A 21,305-nucleotide genomic window follows, 5' to 3' on the forward strand; every position below is an offset into this window, starting at 1 on the left:
CGCGGGAGAGTAGGTCGCTGCCAGGCCTGCAAAGGACATCAAAACTCTAGAAACGATACCCAAACAAAAACCCCCGGTCCTCGAAAGAGAGCCGGGGGTTTTTGCTGTCAGGGGCAGAAAAGATGGGGAAACCGAGGAGGGGAAGCAACGGAGAAGGCGCCTGTCCTTTTCGGAATGCTTCCTGCCCCAAGGCTCCGCGCGTCGTCCGTGGTCAGATATAGTCCACGAACGACACCAGGGCGTCGTCAGACATGTCCCGCATCTCCGCCAGCGTATAGGTGTCCAGCACCGTGCCCATGGCATCGCGCACCTTCACCATGAGGCGACGGACTTCACAGCGCGACACGTCGCAGTCCTCGCACGGCACATAGGCGTTGCGGCTGGCGCAAGGGAAGGGGGCCAGGGGGCCGTCGAGGGTGCGGATCATCTCGCCCACGACGATCTCGTCTGCAGCCTTGCCCAGACGGTAGCCGCCCAGTTTGCCCTTCTTGGAGGCGAGGAAGCCGGCGTTCCGAAGCTCGTTCAGAATGACGTCGAGAAACTTCTTCGGGATGTTGTTGGCTTCGGCGATCTCAGCCACCTGCACCGACCCTCCGGGCGGAAGCCGGGCCAGATAGACGGCGGCCTTCAGCCCGTATTTTCCCTTTTTCGTCAGCATCGAACCTCCTCGCGCCCCCTTGGCAGCCTCCGTGCAGACCGGCATGTCGCCGGCGCCGGTCATGCGCACCCGAGTGGCCACACCCGCTCACTTACCACAATCGGCCATCGTGGAAACGACCCGCGTTCTCGGGCCGCACCACCCCGGGCGTGACAGGGCACGTCGCGCCAGTGCGCGACGTGCCTTCTAACCAAACATACAGCGTCCTCAAACCGGATTCCCGTGCCCCCCGCGGACCCTGGCCGGCCTGTGCTGCGTGCACACTCTCCCGTCGTCGTTGAAGGGCGATCCGCTGGCCCCGGTCGGGTGCCGCTCTTCCCAGATAGGCGCTCCTCCGCCGGCGGAAAGGGATTGACACTGCAGAAAATAACTTATTCTATAAATTTAGTGTATTTAATGGTGATCCATGCCACTGGCCTCTTCCCCATCGGCTTCTCCGCGCATCGGCGTCTGGGCGCCTGTCCATGGCCCACGGGCGGCCTGGCAGGATCCCGCCGAACCGTTTGATGCTTCCTGGTCCCACAATCGCGACACCGTCCTGGAGGCCGAGGCGCTGGGTTATGATTGCGTTCTGGTGGCGCAGCACACGGTCAATCCCCATCTGCCGGATAAGGACCAGATCGAGGCCTGGACGGCATCGGCGGCCCTTGCCGCGCTGACCCGCCGCATCGAGATCATCGCCGCCATCAAGCCATATCTGTACCACCCGGTGGTGCTGGCGAAGATGGCGCTCCAGATCGAGAACATCTCCGGCGGACGGTTCGCCTTCAACCTTGTCAATGCCTGGAACCGCGCCGAGTTCGAGAAGGCCGGCATCCCCTTTGGCGAGCACGACGCCCGCTATGCCTATGGCCGCGAATGGCTGTCCGTTGTGGAGCGGCTGATTTCCGGTGAGAGCGTGACCCACGAGGGCGAGAACTTCCGCCTCACGGACTATAAGCTGACGCCGGCGAGCCCCGTTCGGGCCCGTCCGCGCATATATCTTGGGGGCGAATCCGAGCCGGCACGGGCGCTCGCGGCCGACGGGGCGGATGTCTTCTTCATCAATGGCCAGCCCCTGGAGGATGTGGCGGCGATCGTTGCCGATCTCGCCGGGCGCCCCCGCAGGAAGAGCCCGCTCGCGTTCGGCCTTGCGGCTTTTGTCATCGCCCGGGAGAGTGAGCAGGAGGCCGAGGCCGAATATCGCCGCCTCCTCGCTCTCGCGGAAAAGGATGCGCCTGCAAAGAAAGAACAGGCGGCCCGCACCGATCCCAATGTGGTGATGATCCGCACCTTCTCCAAGTCGCCCCGCGTGGGCACCAATGGCGGCACTGCGGCAGGGCTCGTAGGCAGCTATGACCAGGTGGCCGAGCGCATCGGCGCATTCCATGCGGCGGGAATCGAGCTTTTCATGCTGCAATTCCAGCCGCTGCGGTCCGAGCTGCGGCGGTTCGCGGAACACGTCTTCCCCCGCCTCGGGCGCCCCGCCGCTCCCGTTTCGACCGCCGACGCCCCGCGCGTTGCACGCACCGGCTGAGGGAGCGGACGTCATGGCCCATGCGGACGATACGGCGCGCCTTCCGCTCGCCGCCCTGGCCAAGGGTGAGGTCCCGCCGTCCCGTCGGCCCCTTGGGATCGGTGCACGGCAGTTTCTCCTCCTCTCCTGGATCGCCCCCGTCCTCCTGGTGGCGGTGTGGGAAATCCTGGCTCAAACCGGCTACGTGACGCCGCAGGTCCTGCCCGCGCCCAGCAAGGTGGTGCGCACGGCCTTCAAGCTCGCGACCTCCGGCTCGCTGCTGGAAGACCTCGGCACCAGCCTGCTGCGCGCGGCCGTGGGCTTTGCCATCGGCGGCGCAATCGCCTTCGTCCTGGGCATTCTCGTGGGCTTCTCGCGCCTCGCCGAAGCCTTGGTGGATCGCTCCGTGCAGATGATCCGCGCCATTCCATTCCTCGCCCTTCTGCCGCTGGTCATTGTTTGGTTCGGCGTGGGGGAGGGGCAAAAGATCTTCCTCGTCGCCCTGGGGGTGGCGTTTCCCATTTACATCAACACCACGCTCGGCATTCGGCAGGTGGACCCCAAGCTCCTGGAACTCGGCCGCGTGCAGGGCCTGTCCACGGCGCAGACCATCTGGCGCATCATCCTGCCCGGCGCGCTCCCTTCCATCCTGACGGGCGTGCGCTATTCGCTAGCCACAGCCTGGCTGGCGCTGGTGGTGGCGGAGACCATCGGCGCCCAGGCGGGCATCGGTTTCCTGGCCATGGATGCGCGGGAATTCCTGCGCACCGACGTGGTGGTGCTCACCATCATCATCTATGCGCTGATCGGCGTGGTGGCGGATTCGGTGGCGCGCCTGCTGGAGCGCCGTCTTCTTGCCTGGCACCCCAATTTCGGGGGAACCGGCCGATGAGCGCGCTGATCCATGCGGCCGCGCCCGCCGTCCGTGTCAGTGGCCTGCGCCGGGCCTATGGAGCCCGGGTGGTCATCGACCGGCTCGACCTGACCATCGGCCGTGGCGAGTTTGTCGCCCTGCTGGGGGAAAGCGGCTGTGGCAAGACCACCTTGCTGCGGGCACTGGCGGGCCTTGATCCTATTGATGGTGGACGCATCGAAGCCCCCGGCCGGCCGGCGGTGGTGTTCCAGGAACATCGCCTGCTGCCCTGGGACAGCCTGTGGCGCAACGTCTCCCTCGGCCTGCCGGAAAAGGGCGCCCGGGCGCGCGCGGGGGCCGCGCTTGCGGAGGTGGGCCTGGCGGGTCGGGAGGAGGATTGGCCACGCAATCTCTCCGGCGGCCAGTCCCAGCGTGTGGCGTTGGCGCGGGCGCTGGTTCAGGAGCCTCAATTGCTGTTGCTGGATGAGCCCTTTGCCGCGCTCGATGCGCTCACCCGCATCCGTATGCATGTGCTGGTGAAGGACCTTGTCGCCCGCCACCGGCCCGGCGTGCTCCTCGTGACCCATGACGTGGAGGAGGCCATCGCGCTGGCGGGCCGCATTCTCGTCATGCGGGGCGGGGCCATCGCAGCCGAGCATCGCCCTCCCGCGCCCGGTCGTCCGGCTGCCTCCCGCGCCGACCTTCTGGCTGAGCTCGGGGTCGAGAACGACCTGCCGAGCCTCTGATCCCTTTCTTTTGAGAGACCTGCATATGTCCCGCGTCTTCACGCCGTCCCGCCGCCAGTTCCTTGCCACGGGCCTTGCCGGGCTCGGGGCGGCCAGTGGCCTGCTGCCCCTGGCCGCGGCCGCCCAGAAGGACACCCGCAACACCGACGTGGTGCGCCTCACCTGGGGCTTTCACGGGTTGACGCTGATCGCCAAGGAGCGCGGTGTCTTCGAGAAGACCCTGGCGGACCAGGGCATCAAGGTGGAATGGCTCGGCCCCTTCCCCAACCATGCGCCCACCCTCCAGGCGGTCACCGGCGGCAGCGCCGATTTCGGCTTCGGCGGCTCCACCACGCCGGCCTTCGCGGCGATCCTGGCCGGCTCGCCGCTGGTGTTCTCCCAGTTCGTGCTCTACGAGCCCCGCACCACCGCCATCATCGCCAAGGACGGGTCCGGCATCGACAAGGTCGAGGACCTGGTGGGCAAGTCGGTGGCGGTGAACCGCTCCGGCCTTGGCGAATTCCTGCTGGTGGCGGCGCTGGAAAAGCACGGCATCGACCGGTCCAAGGTCAAGTTCGTCTATCTCAATCCGCCGGATGCCGCCCCCGCTTTGGCCTCGGGCAAGGTGGATGCCTGGGCCATGTGGAGCCCCGGCGTCGATATCGCCCGTCTCGAATACAAGGCGCACGATGTGTTCGTGGAAGGCCGCGACCTCGATTTCTTCGTGGACTACAGCTCCTATGTGACCAGCCGCAAGTTCGCGCAGGAGAATTCACAGATCGTGAAAGCCGTCGCCCGTGCCTATGAGGGTGAGGCGAAGTGGACCAATGCCAACGTGGTTGAAGCCGAGACCATCGTCCAGAAGAAGGCCGGCTACAGCGAGATCATCCGCGACCAGTTCATCGAGCGCCAGCGCCACTACACCCTCATCCCCACCTCCGACGCGGCCTTCGTCGCGCAATTGCAGAAGGCCGCCGACTGGCTCACGGCGCGCAAGATCCTGCCCGAGAAGATCACCGTCGCCGATCACCTCACCGTCTTCTGAGGACGCACGTCGTCATGAACGCTCCTGTCACCGATCTCCCCTTCCGTCTTCCCGTCCCGCCGGATCTGGCCTCGCCCGAATGGCAGCGCCTGTTCGACCATATCGCCCTTGGCGCCGCCGAGCGCGAGCGGGAGCGCATCCTCCCCTTCGAGGCGGTGGACCTTTTGAAGCGCGCGCGCTTCGGCGCGCTGCGCCTGCGCAAGGAAGATGGCGGTGCCGGCGCCACCTTCCGAGAGCTTTACGCCATCTCCATCCGGTTGGCCGCGGCGGATGCGAACGTCGCCCACATCTTCCGCAACCATTTCACCGTGGCGGAGCAATATGTCCGCACGCCCTATGACGCGCAGAGCCGGCTCTGGCAGCAGCAGGTGAGCGAGGGCGCCATCTTCGGCCTCGCCAGCACCGAGACGGGCACCAACCCGGCCGGCGGCACGCAGCCAGACACGCTGCTGACGCCGGATGGCGACGGGTTCCGGCTGAACGGGGTGAAATATTACAGCACCGGCACCCTTTATGCGGATTTTGTCCTGGTGCGTGCCGCCGATCCCGAAAAGCGCTTCGTCTCCGCCATCTTTCCGGTGAAGCGCGAAGGCTTGGAAATCCTGGACGATTGGGACGGTGCCGGCCAGCGGCTCACCGCATCGGGCACCACGCGCTATCACAATGTGCGGGTGGAAGCGGGCGAGGCGGTCTTCGACCTGCCCGGGCGCGGCTATGGCCTGAGCTATTCCAACACCCAGGCGCAGCTCTTCCTCACGGCCGTGGTGGCCGGCATCGCCCGCGCCGCGCTGGACGATGCCATCGCTTTGCTGAAGCGGCGCCAGCGCAGCTTCTATTATGCCCATTTCCCCGTGCCTGCGGACGACCTGCTGCTCCAGCAGACCATCGGCCAGCTCTCGGCCAATGTCTTCGGCGCCGAAGCCGCCGTGCTGGCGGCAGCGGATGCGCTGGACCGGACCGGAGTGGCGCGGGATGCGGGAGAGCCGGACGGGGCGCTTGCGGCGGAAGCGGCCCTGGCGGCCGCCCACGCGAAGATCGTCGTGGATGATCTCGCCTTGCGCAGCGGGTCTCTTCTGTTCGAGGTCGGTGGCGCCTCCGCGACCGAGCGGCGCTACAATCTGGATCGGCACTGGCGCAATGCCCGCACCATCGCTTCGCACAACCCCGTCAGCTTCAAGGCCCAGGCCATCGGCGCGCTGCTGGTGAAGGGCGAACCGCTGCCGGCCCGCGGCTTCTTCTGAGGTCGGTAGAGGGATTGCCCACCGGGCGTTCAAGAGCAGACCTCGGCGGCGCGTGCCAGCTGCCGCCGAGGGGGCGTGGGACATGCGCCTCCCATGCCCGGCCGATGCGCGCCTCCAGGCCCGCGATCACGACCATCGCCGGCAGAGGCTGCGCGCCGCAAGGTCGAGGGCAAAGCCGAGCATGCCGATGAGCAGGACACCGGCCATGAGCTCCGAATAGGCCAGCCGATCCCGCGTATCGAGGATGAAATAGCCAAGGCCCGCGGAGACGCCGAGCATTTCGCACGGAACGAGCACGATCCACAAAATGCCGATGGCCAGCCGCACTCCGGTGAGCACATGGCCGATGACGCCGGGAATGACGATGCGGGTCAGCATCTCCCATCGGGTGGCGGCAAGGCTGCGGGCCAGTTCCGTCCAGCGGGGATCGAGCTGCCGCACCCCCGCAGCGGTGGACAGCAGGATGGGCCATACGGCGGCGAAGGTCAGCAGGAAATAGATCGGGCTGTCGCCCACCCCCAGCACCATGACGGCAATGGGCATCCAGGACAGGGGCGAGATCATCCGCAGGAACTGGAAGGCCGGCGTGGTCGCCGCTTCCGCCGCCTGCGACGAGCCGACGATCAGCCCCACCGGCACGCCGATGGCAAGCGCCAGGCACAAGCCCACCAGGATGCGCTTCAGACTGACCAGCACATGGATCGGCAGATCGGAGCTGCGCAGCAGGTCCCACAGGCTGGCAAAGGCCGCCCCCGGCGCGAACCGGCGCACAAAGCCGCCGGCGGGGGCGAGCACGTCCGTGCCAAGCCACCACAGGGCAAGCAGGACGAGGATGCCGAGAAGCCCCAGCACATGACGGTTGATGCGCCCTGGGCGGAGTGATCCGGTGACGCGCGCGGGCGCCTCACCGGCTTGCGACGTGGCACTCACGGGGCGATCACCTCGGTGCGGCTAAAGCCCTCCGGGAAGCCAAAAGCCGGCAGGCCACCGGCCTGCGCCAAGGCGACCTTGACGAAGCGGTCGTCCACCAACTCGCGGGCGGCCGCTGCGGGATCGAGGTTCGCCAGGAAGCTGCGATCGCCTTCGATGAGCGTGCCATTGAGGCGGCGCACCAGCTCTTCGGTGTAGCTGGGATAAGGATAGGGCTGGAAGTCGATGCGCCTTTCCTTCCAGTCCGCATGCCGGATGGCGCCGGAGGTCTCGTAGAAGGCAGTGTCGGCCGCCGGCGGCGCGAGCACCTTGTCCAGCACAGCCACGGGATGGGGCGTGTAGCGGTTCGGCCCTTCCTTGGAGAGAAGCCTTGCCGCCTCGGCGCGGTTGGCGCGGGTCCAGACCTGCGCCTTCACAATGGCACTGACCACCTTCTGCGACCAGTCCGGGCGGCCTTCCAGGTCGCGCTCGTGCATGAAGACAACGCAGCAGGCATGGTCCTTCCACACATCACCGGTAAAGCGCAGGATCTTGCCGATGCCCTGCGCCTCCGCCACCGCGTTGAAAGGCTCGGCGACGATGTAGCCGGCCACCTGCTTGGAGGCGAGCGCCGGCGGCATGTCGGAGGGGGGCATCACCACGAGATTGACCTCGTTGGCCGCCGGGCTGCCCGTGCGCTTGGTGACGGGGGTCAGGCCGTTTTCCCGCAGCAGGGCCTGCAGCACCACATTGTGAATCGAATACCAGAAGGGGATGGCCACCGTCTTGCCGCCGAGATCGGCGACCGCATTGATCTCGGGCTGGACGGTGAGGCCTGAACCGCTCACATGGTTCCACGCCACCACCTTGGCCGGTGCCTTGCTGCCGAAGCGCGCCCACACGGTCATGGGCGAGAGCAGGTGGATGACATTCACCTGGCCGGAGATGAAAGCCTCGATCACCTGTGCCCAGCTGCGCAGCAGCACCGGCTTTTCCGCCTTGATCCCTTCGGCCTCGAACAGCCCGTTGGCATGGGCGATCAGCAGCGGCGTGGCATCCGTGATCGGCAGATAGCCGATGCGCACGGGAGCATCGGCCTCCTGGGCCCGGGCCTCCGCCGCCTTCAGCAGGGGCAGGGCGCCAGCCGCCGTGAACAGGGCGGAGAGCTTGAGCATGTCGCGGCGCGAGAAGCCCGACCGGGAGAAGCAATCAACGCACATGGGATCTTTCCGTTCAGTGGCGGCGCACCGCTTGGCGGAGGGTTTGAAGGATTTCGACACGCAGCCGGCCCAGCTCGGCCACGTCGTCCCTGCGCGGACGCGGCAGATCCACCGGCCAGGACCCGATGAGCCGGGCCGGGGCACCGCCCAGCAGCAGCACACGATCCGCAAGCAAGAGGGCTTCGTCGATGTCGTGGGTGACGAGGAGGGTGGCCGTGTTGAAGTCCGCGACCACTTTGAGCAGCAGGTCCTGCATCTCTGCCCGCGTGACCTCGTCGAGGGCACCGAACGGCTCGTCCAGCAGCAGCACGCGCGGGTTGCGGGCAAGGCACCGGGCGAGGGCGGTGCGCTGGGCCATGCCGCCCGAAAGCGCGGAGGGGTAGAGGCGCCGCGCATGGGCAAGGCCCACCTCGCGGATGGCGGCACTGACCCGGGCCTCGCGGTCGGCCCGGGTGGAGGAGGGCTGTCGCTTGAAATCCAGGCCGAAGGCCACATTGGCCTCCAGCGTCAGCCAGGGCAGCAGGCAGGGGTCCTGGAAGGCCAGCGCCACGCGCGGATGCACCTCGCGCAGCACCTGCCCCTCCACCCGCACCTCGCCGGCGCTGGGCGCCTGGAGGCCGCCCAACACCCGCAAAAGGCTGGACTTGCCCACCCCGCTCGGCCCGAGGATGGCGATGATCTCGCCGGGGCTGATGTCCAGGTCGAAATGGGCCAGCGTCGGCTGAGGGGCCGCCGCATAGCGCAATTCCACCGCCCGGGCGGCGAGGATCGGGGCCGTCATGCGGCGCTCCGGCGCTGAGCCTCGAGCACGCTTTTCAGCTGGACGAGGCTGGGCGTGATGACGGGCACGAAGGCCGCCTCACGCCAGCGGCGGGCAAATCCGTCGCCCGCGCCGCTCAGATAGGCGCGCCCGCCGGTGGCCTGGAGTTCCAACGCCACCGCCTGGGCGACGATGTCCGCAAGGGCGATGCGGATGTGAAACAGCGCCGCCGGCTTGGCCTGGAACGCGCCACTTCGCAAACCCTCCGCAAGGTCGCGCACACGTTCCGCCAATGCGGCGCCGAGTGCGGCCGCCGGCTCGGCGAGAACGTGGCGGCCCGCGCCCAGGCAGGCGGTGGCCTCCCGCAGCGCGCGTCGCGCCAGCCCGATGGACATGCCGCATTGCAGGCCGAGAAAAGCCGGCCGCACCTTGGGCAGCCAGGAGGGGGCGTCTGGCGCCAGGATGCGCGCGGAGGCAACCTCCACATCCCGGATCTCCAGCGCAGCGGTGTTGGTGCCGCGCAGGCCCATGAGCGGGAGGTCCTGGGAGCGCTCAAGACCCGGATCTTGGTCGCTGAGCGAGACGATCAACGGCGCCCCATCGCCCTGCGCGACGGCTGCGGCCACGTGGAAGCCCTGCGGCCGCAGGTTGGTGACCCAGGGCAGCTTGCCATTCAGGCGCAGGCTCTCGCCGCGGGGTTCGGCCGCCACCTGCAAGTCCTCAAGACCCGCAAGGAATTTCATCGCGTTGGACAGGCCGGTTGCGCCGGCCACCTGGCCTGCCAGGAGATCGGGCAGAAGCGCCTCGCGCAACGCGGCGTTGGGGCTCTCGAGCAGATATTCCACATAGGTGCGGTGCCCCCACAGCACGAAGCCGGCCGCGAGGGAACGTTCGGAGACGGCAGCCACCACCTCCACCGCATCGATGATGTCGCCGCCGGCCCCGCCGAGCGTGTCCGGCACGCCCACCGCAACGGCGCCGCCCGCGCACAGGCGCACCAGCACTTCGGCGCTGCGATCGGCCTGGCTGTCGAGGGACCCGGCGGCCTCTTCCAGCCAGGTCCTGAGTTCGGGCTGGAGGAGCGGGCTCATTCCGCGGCAGCGGCGGAAGGGCCGTCCCAGCGAAAGGGCTCGAGCTGCGGGTTCAGCGGCGGGGCGCCCAGATTGTTGGCAAAGTTGCACAAAGTGGCGAGGCTGACGCCCAGCACCACTTCAAGCGCAGCCTGATCCGAGAAGCCCGCCTCTTGAAAGGCGGTCAGTTCGGCATCGGTGACACGGCCGCGTCCGGCGATCACAGCCTTCGTGAACAGGGCGACCGCTTCCAGCCGGTCGTCCGGCACATGGCCCAGGCTGCGCAGCGCCTCGACCACGGCAGGGTCGAGGCCAGCTTGCTTGGTGGCAATGGCGGTGTGTCCGGCGACGCAGAAGCCGCAGCCATGGGTGGCCGCTGCCGTGATCTGCACCACCTCCCGCTCGGCAAGGGACAGCGAGGCGCGCGCATTGATACCGGAGACGGTGAGGTAGGTCTCGAGCGCCACCGGTGCATTGGCGAGGATGCGCAGGAGGTTGGGCAGATAGCCGTTGCGCTTCTCGGCAGCCGTGAGCAGGTCGCGGGCCGCCTCGGGTGCATCTTCGATGCTGCGGAGGGGAAGGCGGGACATCATCTCTCCATAAAATCGACCTTCATGATCCTAGATGAAAGTTGGAGATAATGTGCAAAAAATTTAATCACAACATCCTGATGTTTTTTGTCGCACGTCAGGATGGAATGTGCTGCCTTGCTCAGCTCTTGGGCGCGCGCTTGCGGGCCTTGGGCGCCACGGGCACGTCTTTCAATTCCTGAGCTTCGCGCGCTTCACGCAGACGCACGGTATTGGCGCGGACGGCCTCGAAGTCGCTCTTATAGCGTTCCATGGCCCGGGCCACGGATTCTTCTAATTGGCGACGGCTTTCGGCGCTGGAAGGCGCCTTTTGGTGCGGTGGTTGTTCTGTCATGGGTCACCTTACCATAAGTGAGCGTCGGCGTCTGTCTTTGCTTCCCATGGGGCCACTTTGCCAGGCCATGGGGGGCGGTGCGCAAGATGCTGCAGACTGGTGCGGGCCCTGAGAGCGCTTCAGCGTTTCATGGAAACACTGAACCTGTCCATCGGACTGCTTCTAAGCATTTCCTTCACGCGAACCGGCGCCCGCTTCGCGCGGAAATCCTCCGGGCGGGGACATTTCCGGCCGCCGCCGAAACAACAAAAAAGCCCCGCCTCGCAGAGGGGGGCTTTTCCTAATCGCTCGAAGGAAGAGGTCCGTCAGCCAGTACATCCGTGGTCTGGCGGACCGCTCAATCACGCGACCTGAAGATTTCCGGCCGAGCTCTTTCCCGACTTATTGTCGCGAACGATGTCGAACTGGAGCTTCTGCCCTTCGGCGAGGTTCTGCATGCCAGCGCGCTCCACGGCGGAGATGTGCACGAACACATCCGATCCGCCGTTGTCAGGCTGAATGAAGCCAAAGCCCTTGGTGGCATTGAACCATTTCACGGTACCGAAATTCATGACGACGTCCTTTCAATCGCGCATGGGTGGTCGACCCGTGTGAGCGGGGCGAACCAAAGTTAGAAATTGAAGGGAGTTATCGTCAGGCGCCTCGGCGCCAGAAAATCAGCCGTCAAATTCAGACCAATTCAATCTAGATCGTGATTGTGTTCCTAGCAAGGCGTCATTTTATCAAATGACGTCTGAGACTACATTTCCGACCAGCGGCGCAATTCGGATTCGCTTGCAATCCGTTCAAACGCCTCTTTTTCACCCTTTACGCGGTATTTGGGTTCGCCCTGATCGGAGGGCATGATGCGCACGATCTGAAATCGCCCGCGCGGGGACCGGATGCCGACGATGAACTCGACCCAGCCGTCAGTGTCAAATTTCGCATTCATGAAATTTATTGTAGCACCCTTTCGATGAACATGCGCGCGGCCAAGTAGAAAAAAGAAGTGTCGCTCCTGTGGTGCCGAGAGGATGTTCGTCCCGCGGCCGCGTCACGTCTTTTCCTGCGTGACCACCTTGAACGAGGTCATCGTGGATGGGCCGAAGGACGTCACCAAGGCCACGTCCGTGGCATCCCTCCCGCGCGCCATGAGGATGCGGCCGATGCGCGGCTTGTTGTGCCGGGCATCGAACGTATACCAGCGCCCCCCCAGATAGACCTCGAACCAGGCGCTGAAATCCATCGGCGCGGGATCCGCGGGCACGCCGATGTCGCCGAGATAGCCCGTGCAATAGCGCGCCGGCACATTCATGCAGCGGCACAAGGTAATGGCCAGATGCGCGAAGTCGCGGCACACGCCCTGCCGGCTCGAATAGGCATCGAAGGCCGTTTTCAGCGGACTGGCGTGGGCGTAGTCGAAGGCAATGTGGCCGTGCACGAAATCGCAGATGGCCTGCACCAGAGGCCAGCCCTTGGCCATATGTCCGAAGCGCGCCCAGGCAAAAGGGCTCAGCCGGTCGGTCTCGCAATAGCGGCTGCCGAGCAGATAGATGAGCACCTCAACCGGAAGCTCCCCCAGGGCATGCTGTGGGGCCGTGGGGGCCTGGTCGTCCGGCAGGCCGCTGTCGCGGATAACGAAGTCCGCACGCATGGTCAGCGGTCCGGCGGGAGCCTGGATGACGTGGCAGAAATTGCCGAAGCTGTCGTGATAGGTGTTGGCATCGAGCGGCGGGTCAAAATGCGCCCGATCCAGGCTGACCAGATCGTTGATCCGCGAGGGATGAACGCTCAAGGTCAGGATCATGGGCGTCGGCTGGGGGCACGTATAGGAAATCTCATAGCCGGCATGAATGAGCATGTGGACCTCTGGCGGGCGGGCGTAGCCCTTCCCCGGTGTGGGTGTGACGGCGGCGATGACGACCCCGCAAGACGGCGCGGGGGCATTAGGCCTCGAGAGAAGATGTGCCGCCCCGTCCTTGGCGTTCTGGCGACCGCATCCCACGGGATAGGCGACGCAATCTGTCGGGGTCTTGAAGCTGGATCCCAGCACCGCGAACCGCCATGCGGCTCCCCGTGCCCTGGGACGTCGTCTCTTTCAAAGAGGGCATGCGCGAAGCGGCCACCGTTCCTTCTGCCGGCTGCCGTTCGTCGGTTCAGCGTTGCTGAGCCACGGGGATGAGTGATCTCTCTCCCTATAGGGCCATTCGTCTCCTGGTTGAAGGAGAAGTTGGCGCGGCGGCTCGCACGGGGCCATGCAGACAGGGTGCATGGTGTCCGCCCTGCGCGACGGGCGGATGCGGGACAAGGAGGGGTAGAACGCATTCGACAGCCGACCGGCCTCCGGAAGAGGTGCTGCCGGCACAATGCGGCCGTTGGCACTTCGTTCCCGTAGCGATGGGCGCAGGCTGGTATTTTCGCGAGATCCGGCCCGGAGGTGGCTCAGCAGATCCGGGGCAACTGGTCGCCCACCAGCATATCGACGATCCGCGCGCCGCCGAAGCGGGTCTCCATCACCACCCGGCCGGGGCGGTCGGCGGTTGCCAAGCCGATGAGCGCAGCACCCTGGCCGAGCGGATGGGCGCGCAGGGCGGCAAGGGCCGCCTCAGCCTCCTCGGCCGGCACGGCGGCGACCAGCTTGCCCTCATTGGCGAGATAGAGCGGGTCGAGGCCGAGGATCTCGCAGAAGCCCGCCACTTCCGGTCGCATGGGCAGGTCCGTCTCGCGGATGCGAACGCCCACCTGGCTCGCTTCCGCCAGTTCGTTCAGCACCGCCGCGACCCCGCCGCGGGTGGCATCGCGCATCATGCGGATGCCGGGGGCGGCGGCGATGAGGTCGGCGATGAGCCCGTGCAGGGCGGCGCAGTCGCTGGCGATCTGGGTGTCCAGCGCCAGATCCCCTCGCGCATTCAGGATGGCCGCGCCATGGTCGCCCAGGAGGCCGTTTACCAGCAGCACGTCGCCGGGCCGCACCCGGTCAATGCCCACGCTCAGGCCTGGCCGGATGACGCCAATGCCGGTGGTGGTGAGGAAGAGCTTGTCGCAGGCGCCGCGTGCCACAACCTTCGTGTCGCCGGTGACAATGGGCACGCCCGCCGCCGCCGCCGTCGTGGCGAGGGAGGTGGCCACCGCCCGCAACGTCTCCAGCGGCAGGCCTTCCTCGATGATCACGGCGCAGGACAGCGCAACGGGCCGGGCGCCGCCCACGGCGAGGTCGTTGATGGTGCCGCACACTGCCAGCGTGCCGATGTCCCCGCCGGGAAAGAAGAGCGGGTCCACTACGAAGGAATCCGTGGTGAAGGCGAGCCGGTCGCCCTGCGCCGCCAGGGCGGCAAGATCGAACCGCGCCTGATCCTCCGCTGCGGCGGGCGCTCCGCCCGCGAAGGGCGCGCGGAACACGTCCTCGATGAGATCGCGCATGGCGGTTCCGCCGCCGCCATGGGCCAATGTCACCTTGGCGCCGGTAACGGGCCGGGCGCGCCGGCTCGCCGCGTGAAGCGGAACGGCCGGCGCGCTCATGCCGCCCCCCGCAGGCCGGCATATTGGTAATAGGCCGCGCACGCGCCTTCCGACGACACCATCAGGGCGCCGAGCGGCATGTCCGGCGTGCAGGTGGTGCCGAAGGCCGGGCAGGCCCAGGGCTTGATCGCTCCGGTGAGCACCTCGCCACACCGGCACGCGGCAGGATCGGCCACCTTGATGTCGGGAACCGCGAACCGGGCCTCCGCATCGAAGGCGCCATACGCCTCCTTAAGCCGCACGCCCGAGCCGGCAATGGAGCCGAGCCCGCGCCATTCAAAGGTGGGGCGGGGCTCATAGACCTCGTGCACCGCCTTGAGCGCCGCCGCATTGCCGGCTTCCGGCACTACGCGGGCATATTGGTTCTCGATCCGCGCGACCCCCGCATCCATCTGCCGGATGACCATCAGGAGGGATTGCAGCAGGTCCACCGGCTCAAATCCGGAGACGACCAGGGGACGGTGAAACTCCCGCGCAATGAAGTCGTAGGGCGCGGTGCCGATGACCATGGAGACGTGGCCCGGCCCAATGAAGCCATCTATGCCGAAATCGGGCTGCTCCAGCAGCGCGCGCAGCGTCGGGATGATGGTGATGTGGTTGCAGAACAAGGAGAAGTTGGTGATCCCCTCGCGCGCCGCCCGCAGCACAGTGAGCGCGGTGGAGGGCATGGTCGTCTCAAAGCCCAGGCCGAAGAACACCACCTCCCGGTCAGGATGGCGGCGGGCAAGGGCCAGCGCATCCAAGGGCGAATAGACCATGCGCACGTCGGCCCCGTCGGCCTTCGCCTGGAGCAGGCTCTTGCGCGAGCCGGGCACCCGCATGGCGTCTCCAAAGGTGGCGAAGATGACCTCGGGACGCTCGGCGATGGCGACGCAATCATCCACCCGCCCCATTGGCAGCACGCAGACCGGGCAGCCGGGGCCGTGGACGAATTCGATGAGGTCCGGCAGCAGGCCTTCCAGGCCATAACGGAAGATGGCGTGGGTGTGCCCGCCGCAAACTTCCATGACGCTGACCGGCCGCTCCCGCCCGCGCCCCAGGCGGACGCAGAGGGCCTCGATCTCGCGGATCAAGGCGGCGGCAAGGGCCGGGTCGCGGAATTCGTCCACATAGCGCATGGGTTTTCTCCCTCAGCCCGCCTGCGGCAGAAACTCGACGCTGCCGGTGCGCATGGCGTCGATCTCGGCCTCCGCCTCGCCGATCTCGGAGAGCACCTTCAAGGTGGCGGCGGCCTCTTCTTCGTCGATGCGGCTCATGGCGAAGCCCACATGGACGAGCACCCAGGCGCCGATCAGATCCTCCAGCGGCGCGCCGGGATCAGCCACGCACACCACGTCCACGGTGCGGCGCACGCCGGAAACTTCCACCACCGCCAGCATGGCGTCGGCATCTGCTATGGCGACGATGCGGCCGGGAATTCCAAGGCACATGGCAGGTCTCCTAATGGCGGGCGAGGGGGCGGCCCGGGGCGATGCCGTAGCGGTCGAGCTTGGCGCGCAGGCCGACGCGGGAAAGGCCCAGCTCTTCCGCCGCGCGGCTCTTGTTCCAGCGGCAGCGCACCAGCGTCTCCAGGAGGATGGAGGCTTCCATGCGCTCGATGCGGTCCTTCAGCGGTCCATTGTCCGGCAAGGCAATGGCGGCGACTTCCGGCGGCGGCGCGGCGGCGGCGCGCAGGACGTGGGGGGAGAGCAGGTCGGCGCCCAGCAGCGGCTCGGTGGTAAGCACCAGCATGCGCAGCACCTCGTTCTGCAATTCCCGCACATTGCCCGGCCAGTCATAGGCGCCGATGCAGGCCAGCGCCTCCTCCGTGAAGCCCTTGGCCGCCTTGCCATGCTGAGCGCACAGAGAATCCAGGATGGCGAGCGCCAGGGGCTTCAGATCGCCCCGCCGCTCCCGCAGTGGCGGCATGGTGAGCACCATGGCGCTGAGGCGATAGAAGAGGTCCTCGCGGAAGCGTCCGGCCTCCACCTCCTTGACGAGGTCGCGATGGCTGGCGGCCAACACCCGCACATTCACCCGCTTGGCTTCATTGGAGCCCACGGGGCGGATCTCGCCTTCCTGGAGGAAGCGCAGCAGCTTCACCTGGAAGGCGGGGGAGACGTCGCCGATCTCGTCCAGGAGGATGGTGCCGCCATCCGCCTGATCGAGCAGGCCGATGCGGGTCACATGGGCGCCCGTGAAGGCGCCCTTCTTGTGGCCGAAGAGTTCGCTCTCCAGGAGCTCGTCCGGGATCGCCCCGCAATTGACGGCGAAGAAAGGCCGCTCAGAGCGCAGGCTGGAATAATGGAGCGCGCGGGCCAGCAATTCCTTGCCGGTGCCCGTTTCGCCCTGGATCAGCACCGGCACGTCGAACGCCGCCACCTGGGCGGCGCGGCGGCAGGTGGCATTGAGCGGGCTGCCGGCGGCGCGGATGAGGGTGTCGAAATGAAAGTTTTGCGCCACCTCGGCCCGCTTGCGGGCAAGGCGCGCCTCGGCGGTGGGGGCGGCGAGGCGCAGTTCCAGGGATAGTCGGTCATGCTCGCGCTGGAGGCCGAACAGATGGGCCGCATTGCGCGCCACCAGCAGCAACTGGTCGGGATGCCAGGGCTTGCTCACATATTGGTAGATGCCGGCTTCATTGATGGCGCCGATCATGTCCTGCGGGTCGGTATAGCCGGTCACAATGACCCGCACGATCTCCGGCCAGCGCTCGCGCACCTCGGTGAGGAAGGCGACGCCCGGCACTTCCGGCATGCGTTGGTCGCAGAAGACGGCCTGGATCCACTCCGCCTCCAGGATGCGGCGGGCTTCCGCAGCGCTCAGCGCCGTGAAGACCTCGAACTCCTCGCCCAAAACGCGCGCCATCACCTCCGCCGAGCGGGGCTCGTCGTCCACCACGAGGAGGGCGGGGCGCGTTGACATGGTCAGGCTCCAATCGCGTTGCGCAGGGCCTCGGAGCGGGCCTGCGCGCCAGCGGCCAGGGCGTCGAGCCGCGCCGCGCGGGCGGACGCGAGCCAGGCGAGCCACGGGGCAAGGCCCGGCCCGCCCCGCGAGGAAACGGTGAGGATCTGCGCCTGCGGATTGATGCGGGCCACATTCGCCCGCAGCAGCTCCTCCGACACATCCAGATGGGGCAAGAGGTCCGCCTTGGTCAGGAGGACCACGTCGGCGGTCTCGAAGATATCGGGATATTTCAGCGGCTTGTCCTCGCCCTCGGTGACCGAGAGCAAGGTGGCGCGCTTGGCTTCGCCGAGATCGAAGGCGGCGGGGCAGACCAGGTTGCCCACATTCTCGATGAACAGCACGCCGCCGGGCGGCAGGGGCAGGCGCTCCATGGCATGGCCCACCATATGGGAGTCCAGGTGGCAGCCCTTGCCCGTATTCACCTGCACCGCCGGAACGCCCACGGCGCGGATGCGGTCGGCATCGTTGGAGGTCTGCTGGTCGCCCTCAATGACGGCGCAGGGATAGCGGCCGGCCAGCGCCTTCAAGGTCTCCACCAGCAAGGTGGTCTTGCCCGCGCCCGGGCCGGCCAGGATGTTGAGCGCCAGAATCCCGCCATCGGTCAGCCGCGCGCGGTTGCGGGCGGCGAAGCGGTCATTCTTGGCGAGGATGTCCTGCTCCAGTTCCAGGAGCCGGGGGGCGCCCGCCGGAGCGGCGTCGGCGTGGGCATGATCGTGATGGTGGTCGTGGCCGTGATCGTGGGCATGGCCATGGTCGTGGGAATGATCATGGCCGTGGTGGTGATGATGATCGTCGTGATGATGATCGTGTGCATCATGCGGCTCATGGCCATGGGAATGACCATGACCATGCGCCTCATGGCTTGGCTTTGCCTCGCCCCACGGGCCGGAGAGGATGGCGGCGTCGGTGCCGCAGCCGCAGGTCACGCACATCACAGCACCTCCAGGTCCTTGATCTTCATGTCCGTGCCGCCATTGGGCAGCAAGCGTTCCCCGCCGCAGCGCGGGCAGGGGTCGAGCCGGCCGGCCAGCGGCACCGTATCATTGCAGTCGAAGCACCAGGCGGTGCCCGCTTCCTCCAGCACCACCAGGTCCGCCCCCTCGGCCGGGGAGCCGCGCATCACCACGTCGAAACCGAAGCGCAAGGCCTCCACCTCCACGCCTGCAAAGCGACCGATGGCGAGGCGCACCCGTGTCACACGGGAGAAATTCTGTGCCCGTGCGGCATCCTCGATGGCGTCCCGCAGGCTCTCGCAGATGGCCATTTCGTGCATGTCAGGCGTCCAGAGGGCTGGCGAGGCGCACCGCCACGCACGGATTGACGGCGAGAAGGGACAGGCGGGCGATGAGGCCCGCTTCTGCCCGCGCGGGAAGAGCGTCGAGCATGCGTTCCAGGAGCCCGCCGGGCGCGAGCGTCCAGCGGCTGGGCGCCAGCATCTTGTAGGACACGACGCGCCCCTCCGCCACGCGGGCGCGGTGCACCAGCGTGCCCCGCGCCGCCTGGGCGAAGCCGATGCCGTGGGGCCGCGCGCCGCTCAAGACCTCCGGTGAAGAGGGGGCAAGGCACGCGCACAGGTCCAGCATCCGGGCCAGAAGGCGTGCGAAGAGGCTCGGACCGTCGCGGGCGGTGAGGGCCGTAAGGAGCGGCGTGCCGCGTACGCGGGCAAGAAGGGTGGCGTCGCGGGCGGGGGAGGCGGTTTCATCCGCCAGCGCCGCCTCGGCCTCGGGAAGGGTCAGCTCCGGCAGGTCCGCGCGTGCCCAGGCTGGGTCGAAGGCGGCGATGCGGGCGAGCGCGCGTGTGGTGACGGTTTCGCCGCGTGCCAGGAGGGTATCCAGCTCCGCGGGCGAAAGGTTGCCGAGCGACCGGGCGGCGGGAACGTGCGGGCCGAACAGATGACTCGCAAGGTGCGTGGCGGCATCCTCGGTTCGCAGAAGGGCCAGGCCCTCAGTGTCCCGCGGCTCGCCCAGGGCCATGGGCAGATGATGGAACAGGAACAGGCCATGCTCGCGGGCGATCTCGGTGCGGATGGCGTCCCCGTTTCCGCCCGACAGACCCAGGGCCGCCGCGGCCGCCGCGCCTTGGGCGGCGGCGCCGATATTATAGAGGCGCGGGATAAGCACCGCCGCCTCTTCCGGCGCGCGGCCGAGCAGCACCCGCTCCGCGTCCGGCATGGGCGCGTAGGTGAAGGGCCGCGCGGGGCGCGCCGCGGTCACGAGGTCGCCTCCCGTCGGGCCGCGCCGGCGCCGAAAATCAGGTCGCGGCGCGTGGGGCGGACCGGCGCGGTGGGGGCCTCGGCAGGCGCGCTGGCAGCGGCTGTGGTGGGTGCAGCCTCCGCCTTTGCCTCTGCCGCGAGCGCCTCCGCCTCGCGCGCTTCGGCAGCGGCGATCTCGGCCTCGCGGCGGCGGCGGATCTCGCTGGTCTGCGCGCCTTCCTCGCGGATCTCGGGATCGAACAAGGCGGCCAGCGCTGCCTGCGCGGTCTCCACCGCCTGGAGCATGGAGGAGAAGTCGAACATGGGGGAGAACAGCGAGCAGGCTTTGTAGGGGCCCACTTCCGGCCGGTTGGCGCCGAGGAATTCGTACCAGCCGGAGGGAAACTCGATCAGCTCCTTGGCCCCGGTGGTGAGCGCCGACCAGTCGTCGTCCGGCCCCGGCAGCAGCACCAGATTCATGAACCAGGGGGTCACCAGCACGCCGAGCACGCGGCCCTCATGGGCGCGAAAGCCCACCGCCTTCACGCCCAGCGTCTCATTGACCATGGGCACGCCGCGCATCTGGCTGGCATGGATCTCCCGGAAGGCGGCTTCCAGGCGCGGCGGCACGGCGGCGATGATGGCTTTGAGCCGCTCGTCCTGCTGCGGCACGGGGGCGGCCGGTGCGGCATCGGCGGGCACGTCCAGCACCATGAACTGGTCCCGCGCGCCGTCGCAGACCGGGCAGCGCCAATGGCTGGGCAGGTCGACGAAAGCGGTGCCGGGCGGCACCTGCCAGGTTTCGCAGCCCTCGGCGGGGTCATAGACGTGCCAGCAGATCTTGCATTCCAGGCGGGTGGCGGGCGGCAGGTCCGCGCCGCCCGCGCGCAGCGAGCCTTCAAACCGCGCCATGGCCATCCTCCTGCGCGCCCATCAGCGTCTCCAGCACCTCGGCGAGGCGCTGGGCGGAGTCGGCCAGATCCTCCGGGGCGGCGGCGGCCACCTCCGGCAGGCGGGTGATCTCGATGGTGTCGAGGATCAGCATGTCGTTGGAATTGTAGTAGCGCACCCGCCACACATCCTTCAGCGCGCAGGCATCGATACGGCAATTGCCATACCCGCGCGACAGGATGGTGAGGTTCCCCTCGCCCAGCACCGTCTCGATGAGCGCGAGGTCCTCGGGCGTGTGGGGCAGGAGAGAGAAATTGATGACATGGGACACGCCGTCGCCCGCCAGAGCCCGTGCCTTGTGGACGATTTCGGTGATGACCGGCGGAGCGTTGAAGATGCCCGGTGCCGGCGCGGCGAGGGCGGCAAGGTCCACCGTCCAGCCTGGCCGGGCCGCGCGCAGCAGCGCGCCACGCGGAAAGGGGCCGACCTCGATGCGGTCCACGCCTCCGGCGCCGCGCACCCGCCACACGCCGGCGAAGGTGGCTTCCTGGATTTCCAGCGGCGCATCGCCGCTCACCTTCACCGCCACCTCGCCTTCGCCCAGGCATTCGTCGATGAGCGCCCGGTTGGCGGCATCCAGCGGCGAGACGGCGAAGGAGGCGTGCGCGTCGGCGCGCCAGTGTTCCAGCGCCTCCCACACCTGCGTCAGGAGGGCGAGAGCGGGGGCGAGGCGGCGGGCATCCACCGCGTCGGGGACGTGCGGCTCGAACACCCGCATGCCGGAGGGCAGGGGCATGTAGGCGAGCCCATCTTCCTCCAGCGGCTGGCTGCCGGGACCAAAGCCGATGGGAGGCTGGGTGGCGAAGGGGGAGGAGGCCATGG

The 21,305-nt window shown here is 67.7% G+C and carries 24 protein-coding genes; 5 read left to right on the plus strand and 19 right to left on the minus strand.

What is annotated here, in order from left to right; genetic code table 11:
* Positions 1-211: 211 nt before the first annotated feature.
* Positions 212-658, minus strand: a complete 447-nt coding sequence (locus ACT54L_RS11800) for an RrF2 family transcriptional regulator (RefSeq protein WP_476085782.1) — start codon at positions 656-658, stop codon at positions 212-214.
* 406 nt (positions 659-1,064) lie between these two features.
* Here ACT54L_RS11800 and ACT54L_RS11805 point away from each other — a divergent pair, with 406 nt between their 5' ends.
* From ACT54L_RS11805 to ACT54L_RS11825, 5 genes are read left to right on the plus strand one after another with little or no spacing between them, the layout of a single operon-like run.
* A complete protein-coding gene (locus ACT54L_RS11805) occupies positions 1,065-2,174 on the plus strand; it encodes an LLM class flavin-dependent oxidoreductase (RefSeq protein WP_476085783.1) in 1,110 nt (369 codons plus the stop codon).
* A 13-nt stretch (positions 2,175-2,187) separates the two neighbouring features.
* Entirely contained in the window at positions 2,188-3,045 is an 858-nt protein-coding gene (locus ACT54L_RS11810; RefSeq protein ID WP_476085784.1) for an ABC transporter permease subunit, read from the plus strand.
* Positions 3,042-3,752 carry an ABC transporter ATP-binding protein gene (locus ACT54L_RS11815; RefSeq protein WP_476085785.1) on the plus strand — a complete coding sequence of 237 codons (711 nt, stop codon included), beginning with the start codon at positions 3,042-3,044 and terminating at the stop codon, positions 3,750-3,752. Before ACT54L_RS11810 ends, ACT54L_RS11815 begins: the two co-directional genes overlap by 4 nt.
* Positions 3,753-3,777: 25 nt before the next feature.
* On the plus strand, positions 3,778-4,776 hold the full coding sequence (locus ACT54L_RS11820) for an NrtA/SsuA/CpmA family ABC transporter substrate-binding protein (protein ID WP_476085786.1): 999 nt from the start codon (positions 3,778-3,780) through the stop codon (positions 4,774-4,776).
* 14 nt (positions 4,777-4,790) lie between these two features.
* Positions 4,791-6,017 carry an acyl-CoA dehydrogenase family protein gene (locus ACT54L_RS11825; protein WP_476085787.1) on the plus strand — a complete coding sequence of 409 codons (1,227 nt, stop codon included), beginning with the start codon at positions 4,791-4,793 and terminating at the stop codon, positions 6,015-6,017.
* A 126-nt stretch (positions 6,018-6,143) separates the two neighbouring features.
* Here the strand turns inward: ACT54L_RS11825 and ACT54L_RS11830 are convergent, their stop codons facing one another.
* The 18 genes from ACT54L_RS11830 to ACT54L_RS11915 form a co-directional block, all read right to left on the minus strand.
* On the minus strand, positions 6,144-6,947 hold the full coding sequence (locus ACT54L_RS11830; protein WP_476085788.1) for an ABC transporter permease: 804 nt from the start codon (positions 6,945-6,947) through the stop codon (positions 6,144-6,146).
* On the minus strand, positions 6,944-8,146 hold the full coding sequence (locus ACT54L_RS11835) for an ABC transporter substrate-binding protein (RefSeq protein ID WP_476085789.1): 1,203 nt from the start codon (positions 8,144-8,146) through the stop codon (positions 6,944-6,946). Before ACT54L_RS11835 ends, ACT54L_RS11830 begins: the two co-directional genes overlap by 4 nt.
* 13 nt (positions 8,147-8,159) lie before the next feature.
* Positions 8,160-8,927, minus strand: coding sequence for an ABC transporter ATP-binding protein (locus ACT54L_RS11840; RefSeq protein WP_476085790.1), 768 nt, complete (start codon positions 8,925-8,927; stop codon positions 8,160-8,162).
* Positions 8,924-9,997, minus strand: a complete 1,074-nt coding sequence (locus tag ACT54L_RS11845; RefSeq protein ID WP_476085791.1) for an acyl-CoA dehydrogenase family protein — start codon at positions 9,995-9,997, stop codon at positions 8,924-8,926. Before ACT54L_RS11845 ends, ACT54L_RS11840 begins: the two co-directional genes overlap by 4 nt.
* Complete coding sequence (locus ACT54L_RS11850; RefSeq protein WP_476085792.1) at positions 9,994-10,566, minus strand: carboxymuconolactone decarboxylase family protein; 573 nt, start codon at positions 10,564-10,566, stop codon at positions 9,994-9,996. Before ACT54L_RS11850 ends, ACT54L_RS11845 begins: the two co-directional genes overlap by 4 nt.
* A 121-nt stretch (positions 10,567-10,687) precedes the next feature.
* Positions 10,688-10,831 (minus strand): hypothetical protein, encoded by a 144-nt coding sequence (locus ACT54L_RS11855; RefSeq protein WP_476085793.1) that lies wholly within the window; start codon positions 10,829-10,831, stop codon positions 10,688-10,690.
* A gap of 410 nt (positions 10,832-11,241) precedes the next feature.
* On the minus strand, positions 11,242-11,451 hold the full coding sequence (locus ACT54L_RS11860; protein ID WP_476085794.1) for a cold-shock protein: 210 nt from the start codon (positions 11,449-11,451) through the stop codon (positions 11,242-11,244).
* 188 nt (positions 11,452-11,639) lie between these two features.
* Positions 11,640-11,831, minus strand: a complete 192-nt coding sequence (locus tag ACT54L_RS11865) for a hypothetical protein (RefSeq protein WP_476085795.1) — start codon at positions 11,829-11,831, stop codon at positions 11,640-11,642.
* A gap of 102 nt (positions 11,832-11,933) precedes the next feature.
* Positions 11,934-12,740, minus strand: a complete 807-nt coding sequence (locus tag ACT54L_RS11870) for a transglutaminase-like domain-containing protein (RefSeq protein ID WP_476085796.1) — start codon at positions 12,738-12,740, stop codon at positions 11,934-11,936.
* A gap of 581 nt (positions 12,741-13,321) precedes the next feature.
* Positions 13,322-14,398 (minus strand): hydrogenase expression/formation protein HypE, encoded by a 1,077-nt coding sequence (gene hypE / locus ACT54L_RS11875; RefSeq protein ID WP_476085797.1) that lies wholly within the window; start codon positions 14,396-14,398, stop codon positions 13,322-13,324.
* Complete coding sequence (hypD, locus tag ACT54L_RS11880) at positions 14,395-15,516, minus strand: hydrogenase formation protein HypD (RefSeq protein WP_476085798.1); 1,122 nt, start codon at positions 15,514-15,516, stop codon at positions 14,395-14,397. Before hypD ends, hypE begins: the two co-directional genes overlap by 4 nt.
* A gap of 12 nt (positions 15,517-15,528) precedes the next feature.
* Positions 15,529-15,828, minus strand: coding sequence for a HypC/HybG/HupF family hydrogenase formation chaperone (locus tag ACT54L_RS11885; protein ID WP_476085799.1), 300 nt, complete (start codon positions 15,826-15,828; stop codon positions 15,529-15,531).
* Positions 15,829-15,838: 10 nt separating this feature from the next.
* The gene (locus tag ACT54L_RS11890) at positions 15,839-17,299 is read right to left on the minus strand and encodes a sigma-54-dependent transcriptional regulator (protein WP_476085800.1); all 1,461 of its coding nucleotides are present in this window, start codon (positions 17,297-17,299) and stop codon (positions 15,839-15,841) included.
* 2 nt (positions 17,300-17,301) lie between these two features.
* Positions 17,302-18,273 carry a hydrogenase nickel incorporation protein HypB gene (gene hypB, locus ACT54L_RS11895; protein WP_476085801.1) on the minus strand — a complete coding sequence of 324 codons (972 nt, stop codon included), beginning with the start codon at positions 18,271-18,273 and terminating at the stop codon, positions 17,302-17,304.
* Positions 18,273-18,614: a hydrogenase maturation nickel metallochaperone HypA gene (hypA, locus tag ACT54L_RS11900; RefSeq protein WP_209103747.1), complete on the minus strand. Its 342-nt coding sequence runs from the start codon at positions 18,612-18,614 to the stop codon at positions 18,273-18,275. Before hypA ends, hypB begins: the two co-directional genes overlap by 1 nt.
* A gap of 1 nt (position 18,615) precedes the next feature.
* Positions 18,616-19,554: a nickel-dependent hydrogenase large subunit gene (locus tag ACT54L_RS11905; protein WP_476085802.1), complete on the minus strand. Its 939-nt coding sequence runs from the start codon at positions 19,552-19,554 to the stop codon at positions 18,616-18,618.
* Positions 19,551-20,444, minus strand: coding sequence for a [NiFe]-hydrogenase assembly chaperone HybE (gene hybE / locus ACT54L_RS11910; RefSeq protein WP_476085803.1), 894 nt, complete (start codon positions 20,442-20,444; stop codon positions 19,551-19,553). The genes ACT54L_RS11905 and hybE overlap by 4 nt, the downstream gene beginning before the upstream one ends.
* The gene (locus ACT54L_RS11915; protein WP_476085804.1) at positions 20,431-21,303 is read right to left on the minus strand and encodes a hydrogenase expression/formation protein; all 873 of its coding nucleotides are present in this window, start codon (positions 21,301-21,303) and stop codon (positions 20,431-20,433) included. The genes hybE and ACT54L_RS11915 overlap by 14 nt, the downstream gene beginning before the upstream one ends.
* Positions 21,304-21,305 lie beyond the last annotated feature (2 nt).

It is taken from the genome of Aquabacter sp. DMC10 (assembly GCF_056314145.1).

Excerpts from the sequence above, each read along its gene's own strand:
- ACT54L_RS11820 (WP_476085786.1), top strand. The coding sequence starts at position 3,778 with ATGTCCCGCGTCTTCACGCCGTCCCGCCGCCAGTTCCTTGCCACGGGC.
- ACT54L_RS11815 (WP_476085785.1), top strand. The coding sequence starts at position 3,042 with ATGAGCGCGCTGATCCATGCGGCCGCGCCCGCCGTCCGTGTCAGTGGC.
- ACT54L_RS11840 (WP_476085790.1), bottom strand. The coding sequence starts at position 8,927 with ATGACGGCCCCGATCCTCGCCGCCCGGGCGGTGGAATTGCGCTATGCG.
- ACT54L_RS11845 (WP_476085791.1), bottom strand. The coding sequence starts at position 9,997 with ATGAGCCCGCTCCTCCAGCCCGAACTCAGGACCTGGCTGGAAGAGGCC.
- hypB (WP_476085801.1), bottom strand. The coding sequence starts at position 18,273 with ATGTGCGTGACCTGCGGCTGCGGCACCGACGCCGCCATCCTCTCCGGC.
- ACT54L_RS11885 (WP_476085799.1), bottom strand. The coding sequence starts at position 15,828 with ATGTGCCTTGGAATTCCCGGCCGCATCGTCGCCATAGCAGATGCCGAC.
- hypE (WP_476085797.1), bottom strand. The coding sequence starts at position 14,398 with ATGAGCGCGCCGGCCGTTCCGCTTCACGCGGCGAGCCGGCGCGCCCGG.
- ACT54L_RS11915 (WP_476085804.1), bottom strand. The coding sequence starts at position 21,303 with ATGGCCTCCTCCCCCTTCGCCACCCAGCCTCCCATCGGCTTTGGTCCC.
- hypA (WP_209103747.1), bottom strand. The coding sequence starts at position 18,614 with ATGCACGAAATGGCCATCTGCGAGAGCCTGCGGGACGCCATCGAGGAT.
- ACT54L_RS11825 (WP_476085787.1), top strand. The coding sequence starts at position 4,791 with ATGAACGCTCCTGTCACCGATCTCCCCTTCCGTCTTCCCGTCCCGCCG.
- hypD (WP_476085798.1), bottom strand. The coding sequence starts at position 15,516 with ATGCGCTATGTGGACGAATTCCGCGACCCGGCCCTTGCCGCCGCCTTG.
- ACT54L_RS11800 (WP_476085782.1), bottom strand. The coding sequence starts at position 658 with ATGCTGACGAAAAAGGGAAAATACGGGCTGAAGGCCGCCGTCTATCTG.
- ACT54L_RS11805 (WP_476085783.1), top strand. The coding sequence starts at position 1,065 with ATGCCACTGGCCTCTTCCCCATCGGCTTCTCCGCGCATCGGCGTCTGG.
- ACT54L_RS11865 (WP_476085795.1), bottom strand. The coding sequence starts at position 11,831 with ATGAATGCGAAATTTGACACTGACGGCTGGGTCGAGTTCATCGTCGGC.
- ACT54L_RS11850 (WP_476085792.1), bottom strand. The coding sequence starts at position 10,566 with ATGTCCCGCCTTCCCCTCCGCAGCATCGAAGATGCACCCGAGGCGGCC.
- ACT54L_RS11860 (WP_476085794.1), bottom strand. The coding sequence starts at position 11,451 with ATGAATTTCGGTACCGTGAAATGGTTCAATGCCACCAAGGGCTTTGGC.
- ACT54L_RS11810 (WP_476085784.1), top strand. The coding sequence starts at position 2,188 with ATGGCCCATGCGGACGATACGGCGCGCCTTCCGCTCGCCGCCCTGGCC.
- ACT54L_RS11890 (WP_476085800.1), bottom strand. The coding sequence starts at position 17,299 with ATGTCAACGCGCCCCGCCCTCCTCGTGGTGGACGACGAGCCCCGCTCG.
- hybE (WP_476085803.1), bottom strand. The coding sequence starts at position 20,444 with ATGGCGCGGTTTGAAGGCTCGCTGCGCGCGGGCGGCGCGGACCTGCCG.
- ACT54L_RS11870 (WP_476085796.1), bottom strand. The coding sequence starts at position 12,740 with ATGCTCATTCATGCCGGCTATGAGATTTCCTATACGTGCCCCCAGCCG.
- ACT54L_RS11835 (WP_476085789.1), bottom strand. The coding sequence starts at position 8,146 with ATGTGCGTTGATTGCTTCTCCCGGTCGGGCTTCTCGCGCCGCGACATG.